Source organism: Roseateles sp. P5_D6, from assembly GCF_054049415.1.
Map to the genome: position 1 here is coordinate 203,597 of NZ_JBFUMK010000011.1, position 23,529 is coordinate 227,125.

Annotated in this window: 27 protein-coding genes and 1 pseudogene; 3 read left to right on the forward strand and 25 right to left on the reverse strand. The window is 64.8% G+C overall.

What is annotated here, in order from left to right:
• Positions 1-91 precede the first annotated feature (91 nt).
• The 9 genes from epsI to pstS form a co-directional block, all read right to left on the reverse strand.
• Entirely contained in the window at positions 92-799 is a 708-nt protein-coding gene (epsI, locus tag ACXJKM_RS16775) for an exosortase-associated protein EpsI, B-type (RefSeq protein ID WP_082533011.1), read from the reverse strand.
• 4 nt (positions 800-803) lie between these two features.
• The gene (xrtB, locus tag ACXJKM_RS16780) at positions 804-1,703 is read right to left on the reverse strand and encodes an exosortase B (RefSeq protein WP_457353813.1); all 900 of its coding nucleotides are present in this window, start codon (positions 1,701-1,703) and stop codon (positions 804-806) included.
• A 60-nt stretch (positions 1,704-1,763) separates the two neighbouring features.
• A complete protein-coding gene (locus ACXJKM_RS16785; protein WP_056204125.1) occupies positions 1,764-2,621 on the reverse strand; it encodes a CpsD/CapB family tyrosine-protein kinase in 858 nt (285 codons plus the stop codon).
• Complete coding sequence (epsF, locus tag ACXJKM_RS16790; RefSeq protein ID WP_457353815.1) at positions 2,621-4,051, reverse strand: chain length determinant protein EpsF; 1,431 nt, start codon at positions 4,049-4,051, stop codon at positions 2,621-2,623. The genes ACXJKM_RS16785 and epsF overlap by 1 nt, the downstream gene beginning before the upstream one ends.
• A 24-nt stretch (positions 4,052-4,075) precedes the next feature.
• Entirely contained in the window at positions 4,076-4,813 is a 738-nt protein-coding gene (gene epsE, locus ACXJKM_RS16795; RefSeq protein WP_235532104.1) for a polysaccharide export protein EpsE, read from the reverse strand.
• A 104-nt stretch (positions 4,814-4,917) separates the two neighbouring features.
• A complete protein-coding gene (locus ACXJKM_RS16800) occupies positions 4,918-5,910 on the reverse strand; it encodes an EpsD family peptidyl-prolyl cis-trans isomerase (protein WP_056204130.1) in 993 nt (330 codons plus the stop codon).
• 457 nt (positions 5,911-6,367) lie between these two features.
• On the reverse strand, positions 6,368-7,099 hold the full coding sequence (gene ubiE / locus ACXJKM_RS16805) for a bifunctional demethylmenaquinone methyltransferase/2-methoxy-6-polyprenyl-1,4-benzoquinol methylase UbiE (RefSeq protein WP_457353817.1): 732 nt from the start codon (positions 7,097-7,099) through the stop codon (positions 6,368-6,370).
• 17 nt (positions 7,100-7,116) lie between these two features.
• Positions 7,117-7,509, reverse strand: a complete 393-nt coding sequence (locus tag ACXJKM_RS16810) for a gamma-butyrobetaine hydroxylase-like domain-containing protein (RefSeq protein WP_056204136.1) — start codon at positions 7,507-7,509, stop codon at positions 7,117-7,119.
• A gap of 14 nt (positions 7,510-7,523) precedes the next feature.
• Positions 7,524-8,567, reverse strand: coding sequence for a phosphate ABC transporter substrate-binding protein PstS (gene pstS, locus ACXJKM_RS16815; RefSeq protein ID WP_457353819.1), 1,044 nt, complete (start codon positions 8,565-8,567; stop codon positions 7,524-7,526).
• 114 nt (positions 8,568-8,681) lie between these two features.
• Between pstS and ACXJKM_RS16820 the strand changes: the two genes are divergently transcribed.
• A complete protein-coding gene (locus tag ACXJKM_RS16820) occupies positions 8,682-10,712 on the forward strand; it encodes a M13 family metallopeptidase (protein WP_457353821.1) in 2,031 nt (676 codons plus the stop codon).
• Positions 10,713-11,335: 623 nt separating this feature from the next.
• Here the strand turns inward: ACXJKM_RS16820 and ACXJKM_RS16825 are convergent.
• Entirely contained in the window at positions 11,336-12,487 is a 1,152-nt protein-coding gene (locus ACXJKM_RS16825) for an IS481 family transposase (protein WP_457353823.1), read from the reverse strand.
• Between the two features lie 108 nt (positions 12,488-12,595).
• Between ACXJKM_RS16825 and ACXJKM_RS16830 the strand changes: the two are divergent.
• Positions 12,596-14,926 (forward strand): annotated as a pseudogene (locus ACXJKM_RS16830) (ligase-associated DNA damage response DEXH box helicase); the annotation flags it as partial.
• Complete coding sequence (gene pdeM, locus ACXJKM_RS16835; RefSeq protein WP_457353825.1) at positions 14,923-15,582, forward strand: ligase-associated DNA damage response endonuclease PdeM; 660 nt, start codon at positions 14,923-14,925, stop codon at positions 15,580-15,582. The pseudogene ACXJKM_RS16830 and the gene pdeM, both read left to right, overlap by 4 nt.
• Positions 15,583-15,591: 9 nt before the next feature.
• Here pdeM and ACXJKM_RS16840 read toward each other — a convergent pair whose 3' ends face one another.
• From ACXJKM_RS16840 to rplF, 15 genes are all read right to left on the reverse strand, one after another.
• Positions 15,592-15,780 (reverse strand): hypothetical protein, encoded by a 189-nt coding sequence (locus ACXJKM_RS16840; RefSeq protein ID WP_457324253.1) that lies wholly within the window; start codon positions 15,778-15,780, stop codon positions 15,592-15,594.
• An 8-nt stretch (positions 15,781-15,788) separates the two neighbouring features.
• A complete protein-coding gene (locus ACXJKM_RS16845; RefSeq protein WP_457324254.1) occupies positions 15,789-16,133 on the reverse strand; it encodes a PRC-barrel domain-containing protein in 345 nt (114 codons plus the stop codon).
• A gap of 161 nt (positions 16,134-16,294) precedes the next feature.
• Entirely contained in the window at positions 16,295-16,684 is a 390-nt protein-coding gene (gene rplQ / locus ACXJKM_RS16850) for a 50S ribosomal protein L17 (RefSeq protein ID WP_056194184.1), read from the reverse strand.
• A 135-nt stretch (positions 16,685-16,819) separates the two neighbouring features.
• Complete coding sequence (locus tag ACXJKM_RS16855; protein WP_457353827.1) at positions 16,820-17,809, reverse strand: DNA-directed RNA polymerase subunit alpha; 990 nt, start codon at positions 17,807-17,809, stop codon at positions 16,820-16,822.
• Between the two features lie 138 nt (positions 17,810-17,947).
• A complete protein-coding gene (rpsD, locus tag ACXJKM_RS16860; protein ID WP_457353829.1) occupies positions 17,948-18,571 on the reverse strand; it encodes a 30S ribosomal protein S4 in 624 nt (207 codons plus the stop codon).
• Between the two features lie 233 nt (positions 18,572-18,804).
• Entirely contained in the window at positions 18,805-19,209 is a 405-nt protein-coding gene (gene rpsK / locus ACXJKM_RS16865; protein WP_056194196.1) for a 30S ribosomal protein S11, read from the reverse strand.
• A gap of 26 nt (positions 19,210-19,235) precedes the next feature.
• A complete protein-coding gene (gene rpsM / locus ACXJKM_RS16870) occupies positions 19,236-19,601 on the reverse strand; it encodes a 30S ribosomal protein S13 (protein WP_056194199.1) in 366 nt (121 codons plus the stop codon).
• 34 nt (positions 19,602-19,635) lie between these two features.
• Positions 19,636-19,749, reverse strand: coding sequence for a 50S ribosomal protein L36 (gene rpmJ / locus ACXJKM_RS16875; protein ID WP_056194202.1), 114 nt, complete (start codon positions 19,747-19,749; stop codon positions 19,636-19,638).
• A 57-nt stretch (positions 19,750-19,806) separates the two neighbouring features.
• The gene (infA, locus tag ACXJKM_RS16880; RefSeq protein ID WP_009855680.1) at positions 19,807-20,025 is read right to left on the reverse strand and encodes a translation initiation factor IF-1; all 219 of its coding nucleotides are present in this window, start codon (positions 20,023-20,025) and stop codon (positions 19,807-19,809) included.
• Positions 20,026-20,083: 58 nt separating this feature from the next.
• A complete protein-coding gene (secY, locus tag ACXJKM_RS16885; RefSeq protein ID WP_457353831.1) occupies positions 20,084-21,391 on the reverse strand; it encodes a preprotein translocase subunit SecY in 1,308 nt (435 codons plus the stop codon).
• 28 nt (positions 21,392-21,419) lie between these two features.
• Entirely contained in the window at positions 21,420-21,851 is a 432-nt protein-coding gene (gene rplO, locus ACXJKM_RS16890) for a 50S ribosomal protein L15 (RefSeq protein ID WP_056194207.1), read from the reverse strand.
• Between the two features lie 25 nt (positions 21,852-21,876).
• Positions 21,877-22,059 carry a 50S ribosomal protein L30 gene (gene rpmD, locus ACXJKM_RS16895; protein WP_457353833.1) on the reverse strand — a complete coding sequence of 61 codons (183 nt, stop codon included), beginning with the start codon at positions 22,057-22,059 and terminating at the stop codon, positions 21,877-21,879.
• Positions 22,060-22,079: 20 nt separating this feature from the next.
• Positions 22,080-22,601, reverse strand: coding sequence for a 30S ribosomal protein S5 (rpsE, locus tag ACXJKM_RS16900; protein ID WP_056194212.1), 522 nt, complete (start codon positions 22,599-22,601; stop codon positions 22,080-22,082).
• 18 nt (positions 22,602-22,619) lie between these two features.
• Positions 22,620-22,979 carry a 50S ribosomal protein L18 gene (gene rplR, locus ACXJKM_RS16905; RefSeq protein WP_056194215.1) on the reverse strand — a complete coding sequence of 120 codons (360 nt, stop codon included), beginning with the start codon at positions 22,977-22,979 and terminating at the stop codon, positions 22,620-22,622.
• 11 nt (positions 22,980-22,990) lie between these two features.
• Positions 22,991-23,524, reverse strand: a complete 534-nt coding sequence (rplF, locus tag ACXJKM_RS16910; RefSeq protein WP_057297235.1) for a 50S ribosomal protein L6 — start codon at positions 23,522-23,524, stop codon at positions 22,991-22,993.
• Positions 23,525-23,529: the final 5 nt, after the last annotated feature.

Here is a 23,529-nt window from a genome sequence, read left to right on the forward strand (position 1 = left end):
GAGTGGTGATCAAAAGTTTGGCGCAGGGCTACATCAACACCGCCCGAAGCCGGCGAGCAAGATTCAGACCTGTGATTGCCGTTCGACGCCGCTACGCGTTGAACGCGACACTGCCGAGCAACACCGATCGGTGCTGTTTCGGAATGCCTCTCAAGAGGGCGTTGACGAAAATGTCCTGCAGCTGGTACGCCGCGCTCGTGTCGCCTGAAATCATGGACACCCTGAACAGCAGACCGTCGGGGATCTTCCCGTTCAACCCGTAGGCCAGGCGGGCCCGGTTCTGCTCGAACCAGCCCCTGACCACGTCATCCCCGATGCGCATCCAGTAGGTGATCGGTTCGACGCGGCTGCCGAGCTGGCCAATCAGTCGCATCACGGGCAGCGACGAATCCCCCACATGCATGACGTCGGGATGCAATTGGCTGACCCTGAATCCCTGGGCCGCATAACAAACCTCTGGCTTGTGGAGCTGCAATGCGCGCGACTGGTTGGCTCCATAGGCCAGCGACAACATGATCCGTTCGCCAGCACGGTTGACGTAGGTGCGCGAGAGGATCTTGTCGTAGATCGCATTGAGCGTGTTGGCGACGTCCGCCGCCACCTCCAGCGGCACGATGCTTCGATCCAGCGTCCAGCCCTCAAAAGCTTGCGGGATGATCCGGTCAAGATCCGGCATCTGATCGGGCCGCGTGATCGTCGGCTTGGGCTGGAGCAGCTCGCCCGCCACGGCGGCGCCGGTCATGAGCCCCGCCGCCAGCACTGCCCGGCGGCGCAAAGGGAGAGGGGATCGCTGGTTCATGAGCTCAACCCAATTCAGTGTGCGCCCGGGTGGCCGGCACGAATTTCCCGATCAGCTTGTCGACGACCAGCATCAGGAAGAGTGCCACCATGAAGAGGACCATCCCCGCGAAACCGTGGACAAACCCCTGGCCCGCTTCATCCCCGAAATGGTAGGTGATCAACACCAGGATGATGACCCGAACGATATTCGCGCAGAACGACACCGGAATGAGGACCGACGCGAGCAAGACGTTCCGAAGCGGTGACGTGTAGCCCATCAGATTCATGTACAGCAGCCCCAGCGCTTCGAGCGTGAACATGGAATTCAAACCGGCACAGGCATCGGCCACCAGCAGTTGATAAGGGCCGACCGACAAGATCACGCCACTGCGCGCGATCGGGTAGCCGGCCATGTGCATGATGGATTCCGCGACATAGGAAACTGCCGCCTTGAGAGGCGTGGTGACCACCTGCACGAGCACGCTGGGCAAGGGCACCATGAACAGCATGAACAACAGCGGAAACGCCAATACTCGCAGGCCTGCCGACCCTTTCATCAAGTGACAGACCGCGGCGAGCACGAAGATCTGAGACAACACTTCGAAGCTATCGAGCTGCTGCGTGCGGCCGAGCAGGTAGAGCGGCATGCCGACGGCGAACAGCAGGCCGGCGACGAGGAAGCTGCCCTTGTTGTCGGGCAGCGCAGCAACCTGCTCACGCCGCCGCCAAGCCAACCAGAACGATATGGCCAGGATGATCGGGCCGTGGCCTTGTTCCGCCGATGCCCAAACGGTCTGCGAGAGGCCGACATAGGTCGGCACGTACATGAGCGCAAAGGCAACGAGCAGGGGCAACCACACCGTCCAATAGTTGCTCCACGGGACGCTTCGAGCCGTCGGACTAGATACCGAAACCTTCAACATGTCCCGTGGAACCAATTCTCAAACGTTAGACGGATTGCCCAGCACGCTGGCCGGAGTTGCTCAAAATTCGTTGACCACCACACCTGCCACGACGGCCGGCGTTTCCGCCAAGTTGCCGACGAGATCCTGTAGCGCCGAGATACGCCCGTGATCCTTGCGGGCAAGAACCAGCGCCGCGCCACATCGCGCAGCGATCACCACGCTGTCGCTGCCATAGCAAGCGGCCGGGCTGTCCACCACGACATGATCGAACTTCGTGGCCAGCTCGCGCATGAGCAGGCCAAATGCGGGCCGTTCAACCAGTTCCAGCGGGTTCGGGGGCGTGGTGCCCACGGGCAGGACGAACAGGCTTTGCACGTTAGGCACCTGCTGGATGACCTTGGCCTCCGCGCGGCCGCTCAAGATGCCGGAAAGGCCGGCATCGTTACTCACGCCAAACACTTCGTGCTGACGCGGATGCCTCATGTCGGCATCGACCAACAAGGTACGCCCGCCAAGCTGGGCCAGAACCACGGCGAGGTTCGCCGCAAAGTAGGTCTTTCCGTCGCCACTGTCGGGGCTCACCACGGCAATCGCTCTGCGCTGCTGACCCTCGTTGTAGAGCCGCATCATGATCTGGCTGCGCACCGCGCGGAAGCTTTCGGCCTGCACACCGAACGGCTGGTTCAGGGCGACGAGCTCGGGATTGGCCTTGCGCCGCTCATCGTCCGCTGCCAGCGGATAGTGGAACTGTTGGGCCAGGGCGAACATGACGTCGTCATTGCTCGCGAACCCGAGTGCGACCGCTGCCTCGCCAAAGCGCAGGCCCTCACTTCGCTGCTGTTGGACGATTTTTTCGACTTGATCGGCAGACAGCAGCCGCAGGTCCTTGAGGATGCTCCCTATGGAGCGGTCAGCCACGTTTTCGTAAGACGTCATCAAATGCTCCGGCCGGAGTCAGGGGCGCTGAGCGCCGGTGCGCCAGGCGAATGGAGCATCGGACGTGCGGGGTTGAACCGTTTTGCCGTTGGCTTGGGAAGCGTGCCCAGCACCGGAAGACCCAATGCCGTCACCACATCCTCCAGCGCGCGAATGCGGCGGTCGTTCAATTCGAGGATGAGCGCGACGCCCACCGCCAGCAAACCGCCCAGCAAGATACCGACTGCCGTATTCAGCAAGAGTTTCGGGCTGCTGTGTTCCGCGGGCGGCAGCGCGACGGTCAGCATGCTGGCATAGCTCTGCGTGTTCTGCGCCTCGAGTCCGGTCTGGCTCAGGCGGGCGGCCAAACCATCGTAGATGCGCTGCGCATTCTCGACCTCCCGCTGCAGGACGGTGACCTCGTCCCGCGAAGACTTCAGTTCAAGAACCTTCATGCGCTGAGCATCCAGCGAGGCCCGGACCTGCCCCTCACGAGATTTGTTGATCGTGTTGCTGACCGAGACGCCGCCCGAAATCCGCGTCGTTTCGCTGTCGATCTTGCGCTTCAGTTCGGCAATATTGGCCTTCGTTTCGCCCACCTGCGGATTCGCGTCTCCCAGGCGCTGCGACAGTTCCTGCAGCCGTGCTTCCGCGCGGCTCAAGTCGAGCTTCAGGCCCCCAATCACCGGGTTGTTGATCACCTCTTGGAGCCGATCAGTCTGGTTGCCCTGGGCCTGGGTCTGGCGGCTCGAGCTTTCCGCGGAGATGGCCTGCAGCTGCGTCAGCTGACTGCTGAGTTCGTTCAATCTCGCGTTCTCGACGTCGAGCCGTTCGTCCGTGGCGATGATTCCCTTTTCACGCTGAAAGGCCGACAGCTTGGCCTGGGCTCTTTCAAGCGCTTCGCGGGCGTCATGGGTTTGCGTATCGAAGAACTTCCTGAAATTCTGCGCAGGGTCCGCGCGCAGTTCCAACGTGGTGGCGATATAAGCCTTTGCGTATGCATTCGCCAGCGCGGCGGCGAAGGTGGGATCCTGGCTCTTGAACGAAATATTGATGACGTTGCTTTCCCGACTCGGCTTGACGTCAAGATAGTTTTGCAGAAAGAGAATCACGTACTGCTCGATGGTTCCCTTCCCTTCACCATCGTCCTGCCACTGCTCCCGAATACCCGGAACTTCCGTCAATTTGAGATCGCGAATGACGCGCAGCGCAACGCGATCGCTCATCAGGATATCCAGCTGCGTCGCCATGAAGCTGGGCATGATCGCCGAAGGATTGACGAACGCGGTGATCGGGTCGGGCTTGACGTCGATCACCACGCTGGCTTCGCCCTTGTACTTCTTGGGCAGCACCAGGCTGATCACGACGATCGCCGTGACAACAAACGCGAAAACACCAAGCGCCGCCCACTTTCTGGCGCGCAAGACAGCGATGAATTGAGCAAAAGTCATTGTTCCCGTCCTGGCTCAGAGCTCTTAGAAGAGGCTTTCACGCACGTAAACGACGTCCCCGTCCTGGACCTTCTCGTCCATCGCGGGCGTGACGACCTGGACGCGCCCATCGGCAGACTTTCGGTGCACACGGACGCCCCGCTCGGTACCGCGCTGGGTCAGGCCACCCCCAACCGCGAGCACCTGCATCAGGGTCATGCCGCGCTCCAGGCGCATCGGCCCGGGGCGCTGCACCTCGCCATAGATATAGACCAGCGGAGCACGGTCCACCCAGAGCACGTCGCCGTTCTGGATCAGCACATCGTTGACTCGGCCCTGCTCCGCGGCGGGACCGAAGACGGTGGGCAGGTCGATTTCCGTGCGGAAGGGCTTGCCGTTGCGCATGCCGGTCAGCACGAGTTGGTCACCGCCCGTCGTCGCAACGCCACCCGCATTGGCCAGCAGGTCGGTCATGCGCATGTCAGCGGTTTCGATCGGGAAGCGGCCGGGGCGGTTGACCTGGCCCAGCACGCTGGCCTGGTTGCCCTTGATCTGCATCAGGACAAGCGTGACCTGTGGCGACTTGACGAAGTTGCCGCTCTTCAAGCCTTCGGCGATGAGCTTTTCGGCGGCGCTGACGCCCAAGCCGCCAATGCGGATGTTGCCGAGCAACGGGTAGCTGATGACGCCTGTTTCTGACACCCGAGTTTCGAGTGTCAGGTCCGGGTTCTGATACACGACCACACGGACGACGTCGCCAGCGCCCAGATGATATTCAGCCATGGCGGGAGCAGCCGCCTTGGCAGGGGCAGGAGCCTGAGCCTGCACGCACGCGGCCGCCAAACCGAAAGTGGCGGCAAGAAGCAGTTGGTGAAAACGAATCTTCATCATTTCAGACCCATACCCTTGGAGATCGAAGCCGAATCAAGACCGCTGGCCGCCGGGGCAGCAGCGGGAGCAGGAGCAGGCGCCTCAGAGGTGACCGGCGCCACGGGCGCAGGCGCAACAGGCGTCACACCGCCAGCCGCCGAAGCCGCCTGCGCGAACTTGCCGACGTATTCGATCTTGGAACTGTCACGCAGCGCCTTGATGTCCCTCTGCACGACTTCGGCCTTGCGCTGGTTCATCAGGAAAGCTTCGATGGCAGGGCGGGCGCGGACTTCATCCACGGGCTGGCTGCGCGAGCCGACGAGGAAGAGCACCGTCATCCCGTTGGGGCTGGGGCTGACCATGGAGTCGCCATCCTTCATCTTGGCAATGGCGTCCAGGCCGGCCAGGGGCAGTTGCTCAGCGGCGCGCACGGCCTGGTTGCCGTTGAAGCGGATGTCGGCGGACTTCAGGTATTCAGCGAACTCGTTGAGGTTCTTGGCCGCCGCGAGCTTGGCGCGGATGGTCTCGAACTGCTCCGGCTTGGCCTCGATCTGCAGTTCCTGCAGGCTGTAGATGCGGCGGTCCTTGAACAGGGCCGGCTTGTCGTTGTAGTACTTGGCGATCTCTTCGTTGTTGGGCTTGGCAACGCTTTCGCCAACGCGCTCGGCGTAAGCCCGGGCGATGATCTCGCGCTTGGCGGCTTCGATCTGCTGCACGACGCGCGGGTCGCGGTCGAGCTTTTGCTCCTGCGCCTTCTGGACCGCCAGTTCCTGGTCGATCAGGCGCTCCAGCACCTGACGGCTGGCGGCCTCGGCCTGCTCCGGCTTGAGGCCCTGCTGGCGCTGCAGCACGAAATTGATCTGGTGGACGGTGATCTCTTCCTTGTTGACCTTGGCCGCCGTCTGGGATGCCTTGTCGCCCTTGTCACCACCGCAGGCCGTCAGCAGCGCCGCAACGGCGACGACTGCCAAGAGCAGGTGGGCACGGTGCTTGTTCTGTCGGTTTGCCATCTGATGAAGGTCCTTGTTATGCAGAGAAAGGGCACCCGCCCCAAAGAGCGAACGAGTGTAGCGGCGCGATATGTCGCTTCTGCGGGGCCCACGAAGCCATAACTGGGTTCGTCGGCGACCGGCAGTTAGAGCAAATACAAGCGGGAAGTTCCCAAGATCCCACGTTCTTGGGGGGTGGTCGCTTGCGATTGAGGATGACGCCTTCCGGCGTCATTCGATACGCAATATTCGGTATTCGACTTTCGGGCCGAGCGACGGGCCGCTCCCTAGCCGGCCCGCTCAGGCGATGCTTGCCGCTCAATGCGGCAAGCATCGCCATCCCCCCGGGGGCTGAGGCCGGACATGGTGAGTCCAGTGGACTCGCCGTGCCTGCCGCAGAGCAGCGGGCTTGACCGCTGCGCGGCCTGCAAGGCCGATCAGGCTGCCCGCGTCCAGCAGGGCAAGACTGAGCGAGGGGTCAACATTTGATCCCGGCGTGCAGGGCGACGATGCCGGCACTGAGGTTGTGCACGTCCACGTGGCCGAATCCGGCCGTCTTCATCATGGCCTTGAGCGTGGCCTGGTCGGGATGCATGCGAATGGACTCGGCCAGGTATTTGTAGCTCTCGGCGTCGCCAGCGAACAGCGAACCCAGCTTGGGCAGGATGTTGAAGGAGTACCAGTCGTACGGCTTCTTCAGCGGCTCGGCGATGCGCGAGAACTCCAGCACCAGCAGCCGCCCGCCCGGCTTGAGCACGCGGCACATCTCGGCCAGGGCCTGCTCCTTGTGCGTCATGTTGCGCAGGCCGAAAGCGACACTGACGAGGTCGAAGCTCTCGCTCTTGAAGGGCAGCTTTTCGGCGTCGGCCAGGCTGGTGGGCAGGATCAGGCCTTCGTCCAGCAAGCGGTTGCGGCCCTGGCGTAGCATGGCCTCGTTGATGTCGGTGTGCACGACGAGCCCGGTCTCGCCGACCTTGCGGGCGAAGGCGCGCGACAGGTCACCGGTGCCGCCGGCAATGTCCAGGGCTCGCTCGCCCGGCTTCAGGTTGGCAACCTGCACGGTGTAGGCCTTCCAGGCCCGGTGCATGCCGGCCGACATGACGTCATTCATCAGGTCGTACTTGGAAGCGACCGAGTCGAAGACGCCACGGACCTTGGTGGCCTTCTCGTTCTCGTCGACCTGCTGGAAACCGAAATGCGTTTGGGTCATGGATTCAGTGCCGGGATTCAATGCGAATGGCAGCTGCCGCCACCTTTGACGGGCATGGCGTCGTCGCGGCTCTTGCCAGCGGCGGCAAGGCGGGCCTCGTAGTCGCGCCAGAGAGCGTCCTGCTGGCTGCCCAGCTTGTAGAGATAGTCCCAGGTGAACAGGCCGCTGGCGTGGCCGTCCGAGAACTCGGGCCGCACGGCGTAGTGGCCGACCGGCTCCAGGCCGGTGATGCCCACGTCGCGCTTGCCCGTCTGCAGCACTTCCTGGCCCGGGCCATGGCCCATGACCTCGGCCGAGGGGCTGTAGACGCGCATCAGCTCGAAGGGGATGCGAAAACGCGCGCCGTCGTCGAAGGCGATCTCCAGGACGCGAGAGTGCTGGTGGACGGTGAGTTCCGTGGGAGCGGCCATCCGCAGAGTTTCGCTCAGAACGACTGGTAGGCCGGCAACTGGCCGTCTTTGGGCCGCACCTGCGTGAAGCGCGCTGCCAGGCGGGACTGCACGCTGATGGGCAGCGGCGCGAAGCCGGTGCCGCGGGTCAGGTCGTCGCCATGCATGAAGCACCAGTAGAGGAACTTCAGCGCGCCCTGTGTCCTGGTGGCCGTGGCGGGTTCGGCATCCACCAGCACGAAGCTGGTCAAGGTGATCGGCCAGGCGTCGTTGCCCGAGCGGTCCAGCAGCGTGGCGAGGTCGTCGCCCTGGCGGTGCATGTCGCTCTCCAGGACGGCGGCACGAAAGCCCTGCTCGGTCGGCAGCACGAAGCGGCCGGCCGCGTTGCGCAGCTTCACGGCGGCCAGCTTGTCGCGCAGCACACGGTCGTAGGAGACATAGGCGATGGCACCCGGCGTGGCGCGCAGCGTCTGCACCATGCCGTCATTGCCCTCGGCCTTCAGCGGGTCGCTCGGCCAGGCGGGCAGTTGGCCGATGCCGACGTCGGTCTTGAACGCGGCCGAAGCGCCCGCGAGATAGCGGCTGAAGCCCTCGGTGGTGCCCGATTTCTCGGCACGCACGACGCGCTTGATCGCCAGGCCCGGCAGGCCGACACCCGGGTTCAGCGCCGCGATGCGGGCATCGTTCCAGACCTTGATGCGGCCCTGGAAGATGTCGGCCAGCACCTCGCCGTCGAGCTGTAGCGGCGCGGCCAGCGGCAGATGGACGACCGGCACGACGCCACCGATCAGCATCGGGATCTGCACCAGCTTCTGCTTGGCCAGCTCGGACGGCGGCAGCGGCGCGTCGGTGCCGCCGAAATCCACCTTGCGGGCACCGATCTGCTTGATGCCGTCGCCCGAGCCCGTGCCCTTGTAAGCAACGGCGCCGCCGCCGGCCTTCTCGAAGGCGCGCGCCCAGGTCTCGTAGACCTTGGATGGAAAGGTGGCGCCCTGCCCTTGCACGGGTTGGGCAAGGGCCGCTGAGGACAGCAGAAGTGAGGCAGCGAGGGCCAGCATCGGGCGCAGGAAAACGGGCATGACCAGGAGCAAGTGACTTGGTGAAAACCCGTAATCATGCCTTGTGTCTTCCGGCCCGCGATGGCGGTGGCCGCTCTAATCTCCCGGTTTCACGGCTTCCAGCTCGTCACCTCCATGCCCCGATTCGCCCGCCATTGCCTGGCCGCTGCCACCGCCCTGCTCGGACTGGCCGCCACCGCCCAGGCCCTCGACCTGAGCGGCCTGTCCAAGGACGTCAGCCCCTGCGACGACTTCTACGCCTTCGTCAATGGCAACTGGGAGGCCGCCACCGAGGTGCCTGCCAGCCGTGGCCGCATTGGCAACTTCGATCAGCTGCGCCAGAACAACGACGCGGTGCTGGACAAGGCACTGAAGGAATTGGCCGACAAGCCGGCGCTGCAGAACACACCGGGCCTGAAGCTCATTGCGGCCTATTTCTCAAGCGGCATGGACGAGGCCGCCGTCGAGGCGCGCGGCATCAGTTCGATCACGCCGCTGCTGAACCGGATTGACGGCCTGCAACGCCGCGAAGACCTGCCCACCCTGCTGGCGCTGCTGAACCGCAGCGGCATCCACGCGCCCCTGAACTTCAGCGTGCAGGCCGACCGCAAGGACACGCGCCGCAACGTGCTGGCGCTTTCGCAGTCGGGCCTGGGCCTGCCGGACCGTGACGACTACTTCCGCAGCGACGAGCGCACCCGCACCGTCAGCGCGGCCTACCGCAGCTTCGCCCAGACCCTGCTCGCCGCCGCCGGCCGCCCGGCCAGCGACGCCGAGCTGGACGCGCTGGTCGGCTTCGAGGCCCAACTGGCCGAGGCCACCCGCGAGCGCGCCAGGCTTCGCGATCCGAACGCCAACTACAACCCGATGAGCCCGGCGGAACTGGCCGCCGCCGCACCGGGGCTGGACTGGAGCGCCTACCTGGCCGTGCTGACCGCGGGCGCCAAACCGCCGCAGCGCTTTCTCCTGGGCCAGCCGGAATTCGCCACCCGCGTGGCCAAGCTGGCCGCCGATGCGCCGCTGGACCTGTGGCGCCGCTACCTGGCGGTGCGCGTGCTGGACACCTTGTCGCCCCGCCTGCCCAAGGCCTACGCCACGGCCTCGTTCGAGTACCGCGGCAAGACCATCACCGGCTTGCAAGCCCCCCCGCCGCGCAGCGAGGACGTCATCTTGCAGATCGGCGGGCGCACCGGCGGCGAGCCGATGGGCCTGGCGCTGGGTGAAGTGTTCGTCACACGCGCCTTCTCGCCCGAGGCGCAAAAGCGCGCGGGGCTGCTCGTGGAAGACGTGCGCGCCAGCATGAAGGAGCGCATCGAGAAGCTCGAATGGATGACGCCTGGCACCAAGGCCAAGGCGCTGGAGAAACTGGCCAATATGCAGGCCAAGATCGGCGCGCCTGAGAAGTGGCCGCAATACGAGGGCCTGCAGCTCGGCGCCAACGACTATGCCGGCAACTGGCTCAGGGTCTCGCTGTGGCACAGCGGCCAGCAGGTCAAGGACCTGGATTCGCCGGTGGAGCGCGGCCGCTGGCGCATGGCGCCGCACATCGTCAATGCGCAGGCGGGCGGCCTCAACGAGATCACCCTTCCGGCCGGCATCCTGCAGCCGCCGTTTTTCGACGCCAAGGCCGACGACGCGACCAATTACGGCGCCATCGGCACGGTCATCGGCCACGAGATCACCCACCATTTCGACGACAGCGGCCGCAACTTCGATGCCATCGGCTCATTGACCGACTGGTGGACAACGGCCGATGCCGCCGGCTACAAGGCCCGCGCCGACAAGGTGGCCGACCGCTACGCGGCGATCTCGCCGCTGCCCGGCTACAACATCAACGGCCGGCTCACGCTGGGCGAGAACATCTCCGACATGTCGGGTTTGCCCATCGCCTACGAAGGCCTGCAGCGCGCGCTCAAGCGCAGCGGTGGCGCGGACCGGAAGATCGAAGGCTACACGCCGGCACAACGCTTCTTCATCAGCAACGCGCTGGTCTGGCGATCCAAGGTGCGCACCGAGTTCCTCATCAACCAGGTGCGAACCGACCCGCACTCGCCGGCCAAGTTCCGCGTGCTGACGCCGATGAGCAATTCGGCTTACTTCGCGCAGGCGTTCTCGTGCAAGGCGGGGAGTGCGATGGTGGCGAGTGATCCGCTGACGGTGTGGTGAGTCGGGTTGTTGATTGAACTGAGACGGGGCTTCGGCCCCGTTTTCTTTTTTGGTCGCTCTTGCCGCGGTCCTCATGACCCGTGTGCAGTGCCGCGGGAATCCGCCCCGCGATGGCGGGTAACTTTTCTCTGACGCGCTGCCAGAGAAAAGTCACCAAAGGAGGAGCGCTCAATGCAATCCGCACTCGAGCGGGATCAGGCGCTCGCGTTGCTCGAATCGGGCCGCGCCCCGAAGCGAGCCGCTGCGCTCTCGCCCACCACTTGTGCAGAGCACCAGCTATCGGACCTTCCAGCCGCTTAAGTCGCGGCTGCACGCCGACGCCCGACAAATACCGAACAGCCGCGTCGCTCGGGCGACGCTGCATTTGGTTTTCTGATGAGCACGGCGTGCAGCCGCGCGTCGGACGGCCCACGGATCCGATGGATGGCGCTCGTGACAAGTCAGACGCGAGAGCGCAGCGGCTCGCTTCTTGTCGCAGCGCCAGTGGATGTTTTCGCGCGCCGCTCATGGCGGCGCCGCGATGGTGTGCGGTTCAGCGCCTCTTCTTTGGTGACTTTCTTCTGGCGCCGTGTATAGACCGGAGACATGGGTAACACCCGTGCCAGGACATGGGTAACACCTTCTCAAGTGTCCAACGTCGGCTCGCGCAGGTCGAACTGCGTGAACCGCTGATGGCAGAAGTACACGTCATGCAGGCCATCGCACTCCAGGCTCGGGCGGATGCCGATGGGCAGTCCCTGCAGTGCGCTGGACACGTGCAGCTTGCGCCGCTGGAAGTGGAAGAAGCCGTTCCAGCCGACGGTGACCACGCAATCCGTGTCGGGGTACTCGATGGGGCGCAGCACCTCGTTGTAGCCGACGGCGCTGGGCCGGTAGCGCTGCATGGGCGCTTGCAAGCCCAGTGCCTCGTGCGGACGCTGGCAGTTGTAGCTCGGGCGCCAGGCATCGAACGCGCACTGCACAGCAGCGATGTCTGTGAAGTGCCGCCCGGCCAGCACCTCCACGTCCAGCGTGCGGTGGAACCGCTCCAGTTTGCCGTTGGTCTGCGGATGGTGAGGAGCGCTGAAGCTCACTCGCACGCCCTGGCGGATCAGCCAGACCGCCAACTCGCTGAGGCTGTGCCCGCTGGCCTTGGGCGTGCCCCAGGGCGAGCCGTTGTCGGCGTTGATGCGCAGCGGCAGCCCGTAGCGCTGGAACGCCTGGATGAGTTGATCGCGCACAGCGGGCGTGTCGGTGCGCGTCAGCGCGTGCAGGCAAAGGTTGAAGCGCGAGTGGTCGTCCAGCAGCGTGAGCGCATGGCAACGCCCGGCCAGCGTGGGGAAGTGGCCCTTGAAGTCGATCTGCCACAGACAGTTCGGAGCTTCGTGCTCGAAGCGCTGCCAGGGCCGGGCGGTGTCGCTGGCCGCGGGGCTGATCAGGTCGTGCCGATGCAGGATGCGCGTGACGGTGCTGGGCGCCACGCAAGCCTGGCCAAGGTCCGCCAGGCGCCGGGCGATCTTGCGGCCGCCCCAGGCGGGGTGCTCGCGACGAACGGCCAGCACGGCCTGCTCGATGGCATCGCAACTGCGAGCGGGGCTGCTCAGCGGGCGGCGACTGCGGTCATGCAGCACCTGGACATCGCCCTGAGCGAGTTCAAAGCGGCCGAGCCACTTGTAGCCGGTCTTGGGGCTGATGCCGAACTGGCGACACAACGCGCGCACGTTGGCGCCGTCCTGGCAGGCCAGGTGCACGAATTCTTCACGCAGGGACACGGTGCTCTTCTCCGTCCAGACCATGGGCTTCTTCCGGGGCTTCTAAACCCCGAAAGCGTTACCCATGTCCTGGCACACCCGTTACCTATGTCCCCGGTCTATACAGCGCGCCGCTGACCGTCATCTCAAGCGCCGCTGACCGTCATCTGGGTCACACCGATGCGCGCCCTCAGCCACGATACGCTGCTGGCCCTGCAAGACGCCGCCGCCACGCTCGCCCCGGACTGGACACTGGCCGCCCGCACCGGCGACACATCCAGCAGCGAGCGCGCCTCACAGCAACGCCGTTGGCCGACCGCGCTCGTCACCACACCCGAGTCCCTGAGCCTGATGCTGTCCCGCGCCGACGCCCCGGACATCCTGAAGCGCGTGCGCCTGGTCGTCGTCGATGAATGGCATGAATTGCTGGGCACGAAGCGCGGCGTGCAACTGCAGCTGGCGCTGGCGCGGCTGCGGCGCTGGAACCCGGCGCTGATGACCTGGGGCTTGTCGGCCACGCTGGCCAATCTCGACGAGGCGCGTGACGTGCTGGCGCCAGAGGCCGTGCTGGTGCGCGGCGCTCAGGACAAGAAGATCGACATCGCCACCCTGCTGCCCAAGCGCATCGAGCGCTTCGCCTGGGGCGGCCACATGGGCCTGACCATGCTGCCGGCCGTCGTCGAGCTGATCGACAAGGCGGCCAGCACCCTGGTGTTCACCAACACGCGCTCCCAGAGCGAGCGCTGGTTCCAGGCGCTGCTGGACGCGCGGCCGGACTGGGCCGGCGCCATCGCACTGCACCACGGCTCCATCGATGCCGAGCTGCGTCGCTGGGTGGAGGCGGCCATGAAGGCGGGCCAGCTCAAGGCGGTGGTCTGCACGGCCAGCCTGGACCTGGGCGTGGATTTCCTGCCGGTGGACCAGGTGCTGCAGATCGGCTCGGCCAAGGGCGTGGCCCGCTTGCTGCAGCGTGCCGGCCGCAGCGGCCATGCGCCGGGGCGGCGCTCACGCGTGACCATGGTGCCGACACACAGTCTGGAAATCGTCGAGGCCTCGGCCCTGCGCGCCGCGGTGGAGGCCGGCCGCATCGAGCCGCGCCATGCGCCGGCGGCGCCGCTGGACGTGCTGGTGCAGCACCTCGTCACCGTCGCGCTGGGCGGCGGCTTCCGGCCCGCGGAGCTGCTCGCCGAGGTGCGCACGGCACCGAGCTATCGGCATCTGAGCGACGAGGCCTGGCAATGGGCGCTGGCCTTTGTACGCCACGGCGGCGAGAGCCTGCGCGCCTACCCGGACTTCCAACGCGTGGTGCCCGACGACGAAGGCCTGTGGCGCGTGCCGGACGTGAGGCTGGCGCGGCGCCACCGCAGCAACATCGGCACCATCGTGTCGGACGCGATGATGAACGTGCAGTTCCTGACCGGCGGGCGCATCGCGACGGTGGAGGAGAGCTTCATCGCGCGGCTCAAGCCCGGTGATGTCTTCCTGCTGGGCGGCCGGGCGCTGGAGCTGGTGCGCGTCGAAGGGCTGACCGCCTATGTGCGCATCGGCAAGCCGGGCCGCGCGCTGCTGCCGCGCTGGAACGGCGGGCAGTTCCCGATCTCCGACACGCTGGCCGATGCGATGCTGGAGCGCTTCGATGAAGCGGCGCAGGGTCGCTATCTGGACAAGGAGATGCGCTTCGTCGCACCGCTGCTGAAGCTGCAGGCCGAGTGGTCGGCCCTGCCCGGGCCGCAGCGGCTGCTGGCCGAGGTGCAGACCTCGTCGGACGGCCACCACCTCTTCCTCTACCCCTTTGCCGGCCGCACGGTGCACCTGGGCCTGGCTTGGCTGCTGGCCTGGCGCGTGGGGCGCGACACGCCGGCCACCTTCACCGTCGCCATCAACGAATACGGCATGGAGCTGCTCAGCGCCACCGACGTCGACTGGGCCACGCGCCTGCCGCAGCTGCTTGCGACCGTCGATCGCCACACGCTGCGCCAGGAGGTGCTGGCCAGCATCAACGCCAGCGAGCTGGCGCGGCGGCGCTTCCGGCAGATCGCGCGCATCTCGGGGCTGATCTTCCAGAGCCATCCCGGCGAGGTGCGCAGCCAACGCCAGCTACAGGCATCGAGCTCGCTGTACTTCGATGTCTTTCGCCAGCACGACCCGGGCAACCGCCTGCTGCGCCAGGCCGAGGAGGAGCTGCTGTCGGCCGAGCTGGATGAGGACTCGCTGGCGCGCACGCTGGACCAGCTGGCCGCAATGCCGCTGGACTTGCAGCGGCCAAAGCAGACCTCGCCGCTGGCCTTTCCGCTGCTGGTGGAGATGCTGCGAGAACGGGTGACGACCGAGTCACTGGCACAGCGGTTGACGCGCATGCTGGCGGAGCTGGAGGCGGCGGCGGGCGGCGGTGCGATGCCGCAGGATGTGGGTGAGCGGCTGGCCTTCGCGCAGGAGAGCGACAAGACCGCTAAACGCAGTGGTGCGCGGCGGAGGCGGCGGTGAGCCTCAGTATCGAAGCTGCCGGCGAGACCTTGTGGCTGCTGCCGGACGGTGCAGCTTGGTGGCCCACCGCGCGCACGCTGTTCGCCGCCGACCTGCACCTGGGCAAGGGCGCTGCCTTTCGCGCGCAGGGGCAGGCGGTGCCGGCTGGCAGCAGCGCGCGCACACTGGCGCGGCTGGAAGCGCTGGTAGCGACGCACCGTGCGACTCAACTCGTCGTGCTGGGTGATTTCTGGCACGGCGCCGAGGCGCTGACGCCGGCCCTGCTCGAATCGGTCGACGGCTTTGCGCGACGCGTACCGACCGTGCTCGTACTCGGCAACCACGACCGGCGCATTCATCCGCCTGGCTTGCCGATGGAGGTTGTCAGCACGGCATGGGCGTTAGGCCCTTTGACAGCCGCGCATGAGCCACCGCCACCCGGCGCAGCGGGCTTCACGCTTGCAGGGCATTGGCACCCCGCCGTCGTCATCGCCAGCCGTGCGGGGGACCGACTGCGCCGGCCTTGCTTCGTGCGCTACCCGCACGCCCTGGTGCTGCCGGCCTTCGGCGGCCTCACCGGTGCGCTGACGCTGCGGCGCGCGGACCTTGCCCGGCACAGCGCGCAAGTGGCGGTGCTTGGCGACGGCGATCTGCACTGGCTGCCTTTGCGCCGGTAACGCGGCTGGTCAGATCTTGTGCTGAGGCGGGCCCTGGGGTGCTTCACGCGCCGTGCCGTCTTTCTGGCGCGCCGGCGCCTTGGCCTGCTTGGTCAGCGTCTGCCCTTGGGTGGCCTTGGTTGTGGCGAATTCGCTGGCGGTGTGCGTCACTGGGCCGGACTGGGCGTTGTGGCTGCGGCCAAGATGGGACTTGCTCATGGTGCGCCTCACTGCCAGTTGAAGCCGTAGTGGGTATAGACGCTGCGGCCGTAGTCCTCGGTGTAGGCCGGCGCTGCGTCCTTGGCGTACCGCGGCGCATCGGTCAGCAGGTCGCGATCCAGGTTGACGACATAGCCATCCTTGCTGGTGTCGTACTTCAGCATGTCCCAGGGCAGCGGGTAGCGGTCGGTACCCAGGCCGAGAAAGCCGCCGAATTCCAGTGCGGCATAACGCACATGGCCGGTGCGCTTGTCGATGACGAGGTCGTCGATGGCGCCGAGCTTGTCGCCGGCGAGGTCGTAGACCGCGGTGCCCTCGACCTTGGCCGAGGAGATGGTGGGGTGGAGGCTCATGGCGGGCTCCTGCGAAGTGGAAGCGGCGTTCCACTGTGCACGCGCCGGGGCCGCGGTGTCGTCAGGCTGGGTTTGCCTTGCGCGTAGGAGGGGGCCGACGCCGCGAGCGCCCATGAAAAAGCCCGCACGAGGCGGGCTTCATGGATCAGCGCGGGCTGAACTTATTCGACGGCTTCGCCAGCGGTCTCGCCTTCGGCGCGATCCACCAGCTCAACGAAAGCCATGGGCGCGTTGTCGCCGACGCGGAAGCCCATCTTCAGGATGCGGGTGTAGCCGCCCGGACGAGCCGCGAAGCGCGGGCCCAGCACGTTGAACAGCTTGCTGACGATGTCGCGGTCGCGCAGGCGGTCGAAAGCCAGGCGGCGGTTGGCCAGCGTAGGTTCCTTGGCGAGCGTGATGAGGGGCTCAACAACGCGGCGCAGTTCCTTGGCCTTGGGGACCGTGGTCTTGATGGCTTCGTGCTCGAGCAGAGACACGCACATATTGCGCAGCATGGCAGCGCGGTGGGCGCTGGTGCGGTTGAGTTTACGGAGGCCGTTACGGTGACGCATGGTGCTATTCCTTTTTCACTTTGTTAATGCCAGCAGCCGGATCAGGTACTGCTGGTTGCACGATCAAACGCACCAAAGTGCGTTTGTCATCCGATGACGGCCTTCAGGCCGTCTTTTCTGTTCGAGCGAAGCGGATTACCGCTTGTCCAGGCCTTGCGGGGGCCAGTTTTCCAGGCGGGCGCCGAGGGTGAGGCCGCGGGAAGCCAGGACTTCCTTGATCTCGTTGAGCGACTTGCGACCCAGGTTGGGGGTCTTCAGCAGCTCGGTCTCGGTGCGCTGGATCAGATCGCCGATGTAGTAGATGTTTTCGGCCTTCAGGCAGTTGGCCGAACGCACGGTGAGCTCGAGTTCGTCGACCGGGCGCAGCAGGATCGGGTCGAAGCTGCTGGAGCGCTGGGCCGGCTGGTCGAAGGCGTCGACCAGGTCGGTGCCTTGCAGCTGGGCGAAGACGGCCAGTTGCTCAACCAGGATCTTGGCCGAAGCACGGATCGCTTCCTCGGGCGAGATGGCGCCGTTGGTTTCGATTTCCATGACCAGCTTGTCCAGGTCGGTACGCTGCTCGACGCGGGCGTTTTCGACGGCGTAGCTGACGCGCTTGACGGGCGAGAACGAGGCGTCCAGGACGATGCGGCCGATGCTCTTGGTCGGCTCGTCGCCGWAGCGGCGCATCGTGCCGGGCACATAGCCACGGCCCTTCTCGACCTTGATCTGCATGTCGAGCTTGCCGCCCTGCGACAGGTGGGCAATGACGTGCTCGGGATTGATGATCTCGACGTCGTGCGGGGTCTGGATGTCGGCCGCGGTGACGGGGCCTTCGCCTTCCTTGCGCAGGACCAGGGTCACTTCTTCACGGTTGTGCAGGCGGAAGACGACGCCCTTGAGGTTCAGCATGATGTGAACCACGTCCTCTTGCACGCCGTCGATGGCCGAGTACTCGTGGAGCACGCCGGCAATCGTCACTTCCGTCGGCGCATACCCCACCATCGACGAGAGCAGCACACGGCGCAGGGCGTTGCCCAGGGTGTGACCGTAGCCGCGTTCGAACGGCTCCAGGGTGACCTTGGCGCGATGACCGCCCAGGGGCTCCACGTTGATGGACTTGGGTTTGAGCAAGTTGGTTTGCATGAGGTCTTTCTTTCAATACCCTCGGTTCGTTACACCGATAAGGCTGAGGACCAGCCGGGCAGAGCCTACGAAGGGCAAAAGCCCGGACGAGGAAACGCCGACCGCGCCCAAAGCAGGCGTGGTCGGCGGGGGAAATCATTAACGCGAGTACAACTCGACGATCAGCGATTCGTTGATCTCGGCGCCGAACTCATCGCGGTCCGGAGCCTTCTTGAACACGCCTTCGAGCTTGGTGCCGTCGACGCTGACCCAGGCCGGCAGGCCGATGGAATCAGCGAGCTTGAACGACTCGGTGACGCGCAATTGCTTCTTGGCCTTGTCGCGCACGGCGACGGTGTCACCGGCCTTGACCAGGTAGGAAGCGATGTTGACGACCTCGCCGTTCACCGTGACGCCCTTGTGCGAAACCAGCTGGCGGGCTTCTGCGCGGGTGGAGCCGAAGCCCATGCGGTAGACGACGTTGTCCAGACGCGATTCCAGCAGCTGCAGCAGGTTCACGCCGGTCGAGCCCTTGCGGCGCTCGGCTTCGGCGAAGTAGCGGCGGAACTGGCGCTCCAGCACGCCGTACATGCGCTTGACCTTCTGCTTCTCGCGCAGCTGCAGGCCGAAGTCGGACGTGCGCTGGCCGGAGGTGCGGCCGTGCTGGCCGGGCTTGGAGTCGAACTTGRCCTTGTCGCTGATGGCGCGGCGKGCRCTCTTCAGGTAGAGGTCGGTGCCTTCGCGGCGGGAAAGTTTGCCCTTGGGGCCGAGGTAACGTGCCACTTTGCGTGTCCTTGTTCAATCTGACGCCAAGCCTCAAATCCGAGGTTGTTGACGCGAGTCCAGCCGGTGTTTTTATGGGCTTGGACGGTGGGCTTATGAGCCGTCTCGAAAATGAGATCGACTCAAGACTGAAGCCGGCGCGGCACAAAGTGCCCGCCGGCTCCGGGAAAACGCGCGATTATCGCACCGCCATCCGAATCTGCAATGTCCCTGTCACCTAGAGGTGAATGGGATCAGATACGGCGACGCTTCTGCGGACGGCAGCCGTTGTGCGGCACGGGCGTCACGTCAGAGATCGAGTTGATGCGAATGCCCAGCGCTGCCAGGGCGCGAACCGACGACTCACGACCCGGGCCGGGGCCCTTGATCTTGACGTCGAGGTTCTTGATGCCCTGCTCTTGTGCAGCGCGGCCAGCCACTTCAGCTGCCACCTGGGCTGCAAAGGGGGTCGACTTGCGCGAGCCCTTGAAGCCTTGTCCACCCGACGAAGCCCACGACAGGGCGCCGCCTTGACGGTCAGTGATGGTGATGATGGTGTTGTTGAACGAGGCGTGGACGTGCGCGATGCCGTCTGCAACGTTCTTGCGGACCTTCTTGCGAACCCGCTGGGCAGCCGAATTGTTGGGTGCTTTTGCCATGATGAGCTTCTTTCAGTTCGGGCAGCTTACTTCTTGCCGGTCGCAGCCGACTTGCGCGGACCCTTGCGGGTACGGGCATTCGTACGGGTGCGTTGACCACGCATCGGCAGGCCACGGCGGTGACGGAAGCCGCGGTAGCAACCGAGGTCCATCAGACGCTTGATGTTGATGGACTGCTCACGGCGCAGGTCACCTTCGATGGTCAACTTGTTGACCTCGTCACGGATCTTTTCGAGATCGCCGTCGTTCAGGTCCTTGACCTTCTTGTCGAACGGAATGCCGCAGTTCGTGCAGATCTGCTGAGCGGTCGTACGGCCAATGCCGTAGATCGAGGTCAGACCGATCTCAGTGTGCTTTTGCGGCGGAATGTTGATACCAGCAATACGTGCCATGGTTGTCCTCTAGTCCTGTCGTGCGAGCTGGGGCTCAGCCCTGGCGCTGCTTGTGGCGCGGGTCGGTGCAGATCACACGCACCACGCCCTTGCGGCGGATGATCTTGCAATTGCGGCACATCTGCTTAACGGATGCCGAAACTTTCATGGTCTGCTCCTTGGCCTAACTTCTTTGCGCTCACACGCGTCCGGGGGTTCAAACAGCTCACTTCGCCCGGAACACGATGCGAGCACGACTCAAATCGTAGGGTGTCAGCTCTACGGTCACTTTGTCGCCAGGCAGGATGCGGATGTAGTGCATCCGCATCTTGCCGGAGATGTGACCGAGAACGACATGCCCGTTCTCCAACTTGACTCTGAACGTGGCGTTGGGGAGGTTCTCAAGAATCTCGCCCTGCATTTGAATGACGTCGTCTTTCGCCATGCCGTACGTTCAGGATTGTTGTTGGAATCAATCTTGGTTAACGATCAGCTCCGCGCCCTCAGGGCTTGAAGCTGGCCTTCTTCAGCAGYGACTCGTACTGCTGRCTCATSAYRTAGCTCTGCACCTGGGCCCAGAAGTCCATCGTCACGACGACGATGATCARAAGSGAAGTRCCACCRAAGTAGAACGGCACGTTGTACTTCAGCGGCAGGAAYTCGGGCAGCAGGCAGACCAGCGTGATGTAGATCGCACCAGCCAGCGTCAGCCGCGAAAGGATCTTGTCGATGTGCTTGGCGGTCTGCTCACCCGGACGAATCCCCGGAATGAATGCGCCACTCTTCTTCAGGTTGTCTGCGGTCTCACGGCTGTTGAACACCAGCGCCGTGTAGAAGAAGCAGAAGAACACGATGGCAGCCGAATACAGCAGCACATAGATCGGCTGACCCGGGCTGACCATGCCGGCCAGGTCCTTCAACCAGCGCAGACCATCACCCGTCGCGAACCAGCTCACCACCGTTGTCGGCAGCAGGATGATCGACGAAGCAAAGATCGGCGGGATCACGCCGGACATGTTCAGCTTCAGCGGCAGGTGCGACGACTGGCCGCCGTAGACCTTGTTGCCGACCTGGCGCTTCGCATAGTTCACGAGGATCTTGCGTTGGCCACGTTCGACGAAGACCACGGCGAAGGTCACCAGCACGACCAGCGAGATCACGATCAGCGCCGAGCCGTAACCCATCGCGCCGGTACGCACCAGCTCGAACAGGCCACCGATCGCACCCGGCAGACCCGCGGCGATACCGCCGAAGATCAGGATCGAGATGCCATTGCCCAGACCGCGCTCGGTGATCTGCTCACCCAGCCACATCAGGAACATCGTGCCGGCCACCAGGCTGGACACTGCGGTCAGGCGGAAGCCGAAACCAGGGTTCAGCACCAGGCCAGCAGAGCCTTCCAGCGCCAATGCGATCGACAGGCTCTGGAACAGAGCCAGACCCAGCGTCGCATAACGCGTGTACTGGGTGATCTTGCGACGCCCGGCTTCGCCTTCCTTCTTCAGCTGTTCCAGCGTCGGCACGACGTAGGTCATCAGCTGTAAAACGATGGACGCCGAGATGTAAGGCGTAATGCCCAACGCGAACACGGTGAAGCGCGACAGCGCGCCGCCCGAGAACATGTTGAACAGGCTCAGGATGCCACCGGCCTGGCCCTTGAAGAATTGGGCCAGCTGGTTCGGGTCGATACCGGGCACGGGGATATGCGCCCCGATGCGGTAGACGACCAGAGCCAGCAGCAGGAACACAAGCCGACGACGCAGGTCGCCGAACTTGCCGCTCTTGGCCAGCTGATTCGCGTTGGTAGCCACGCTGGATCAGTTCCTTGTGCGCTGTGAATTAAGCGACCGAGCCGCCGGCCGCCTCGATGGCCGCCTTGGCGCCCTTCGTGGCGTTCACGCCCTTCAGCGTGACCTTGCGCTCGATGGCGCCGGACAGGATGACCTTGACTGACTTAGCCAGTTGGGGCACCAGGCCGACCGCCTTCAGCGTCGACACGTCGATCTCTTCGCCGGCCAGACCTTGCAGGTCCGACAGGTTGATCTCGACGCTGTACTTCAGCGTCAGCGACTTGAAGCCACGCTTGGGCAGGCGACGTTGCAGCGGCATCTGGCCGCCTTCGAAGCCGACCTTGTGGTAGCCACCAGCGCGGGACTTCTGGCCCTTGTGGCCACGACCTGCGGTCTTGCCCAGGCCCGAGCCGATGCCGCGGCCGACACGGCGCTTGGCATGCTTGGAGCCCTCAGCGGGCTTGATCGTGTTGAGTTCCATCGTCTTGTCCTCTTGTGTGCCGCGCTTAGAGCACTTGCACCAGATAAGCGATCTTGTTGATCATGCCGCGCACTGCGGGCGTGTCTTCCAGGGTGCTCTGGCTGTTCAGCCGACGCAGACCCAGGCCGACCACGGTGGCACGGTGCGAGGCGCGGCAGCCGATGGGGCTAYGCACCAGCTTGACCGTCACGGTTTTCTTGTCAGACATCTTGTGCTCCGCTTGGGCGATCAGTTGAAGATTTCTTCAACAGTCTTGCCGCGCTTGGCTGCGACAGAGGCCGGCGTGGTTGAACGCTTCAGAGCGTCCAGCGTGGCGCGGACCATGTTGTAAGGGTTGGTCGAACCGTGGCTCTTGGTCACGATGTCGGTCACGCCCATCACTTCGAAGACGGCGCGCATCGGGCCGCCGGCGATGACGCCGGTACCGGCAGGAGCCGGGGCCATGATGACGTGTGCAGCACCGTGCTCGCCCACCACGTTGTGGTGGATGGTGCCGTTCTTCAGGCTGACCTTGACCATGTTGCGGCGAGCCGACTCCATGGCCTTCTGCACGGCGACCGGCACTTCCTTGGCCTTGCCCTTGCCCATGCCGATGCGGCCATCGCCATCACCGACCACGGTCAGAGCGGCGAAGGACAGCGTACGGCCACCCTTCACAACCTTGGTCACGCGGTTGACCGCGATCATCTTTTCCTTCAGGCCGTCGTCGTTGCCTTCAGCCTGAGCGCCGCGGGGTTGAAACTTTGCCATTTCTTATTCCTTGATGCGTCAGAACTGCAGGCCGGCTTCGCGGGCTGCTTCGGCCAGGGCCTTGACACGGCCGTGGTAGGCAAAACCGGAGCGGTCGAAGGCAACCTTCTCGACGCCAGCGGCCTTGGCCTTCTCGGCGATCAGCTTGCCCACCAGCGTGGCAGCGGCGACGTTGCCGCCGTTGCTGCTCAGCTGTTCGCGGACCGACTTCTCGGCAGTGGAGGCTGCAGCCAACACCTTGGCGCCGTCTTCCGAGACGACTTGGGCGTAGATATGCAGGTTGGAGCGGAACACCGTCAGACGGGCCACGCGCTGGATCGCAATGCGAGCGCGGGTCTGGCGCGAACGACGCAGGCGTTGTTCTTTCTTGGTCATCATGGCGCTGCTCCTTACTTCTTCTTGGTCTCTTTGAGGGAGACCTTCTCATCCGAATAACGGATGCCCTTGCCCTTGTAGGGCTCAGGCGGACGGAAGGCGCGCACCTCGGCGGCGATCTGGCCGACGACCTGACGGTCAGCGCCCTTGATGACGATTTCCGTCTGGGTCGGGCACTCGACCTTGATACCAGCCGGCATGTCCTTCACCACGGGGTGAGAGAAGCCGATCTGCAGGTTGAGCTTCTGACCCTGGGCCTGGGCGCGAAAGCCCACGCCCACCAGGTTCAGCTTGCGCTCGAAACCCTTGCTGACGCCGCTGACCATGTTGGCCACCAGGGCGCGCATGGTGCCGCTCATCGCATCGGCTTCGGCCGACTCGTTGGCGGGAGCGAAGCTCAGCTTGCCGGCTTCGTTCTTGACGGTGACGAGCTTGTTCGACTGACGCACCAGCGTGCCCAGCGAGCCCTTGACGCTGATCGAATCAGCACCGACGGTCACATCCACGCCTTGCGGGAGGTTGACCGGCATTTTTCCAACGCGGGACATTGTTT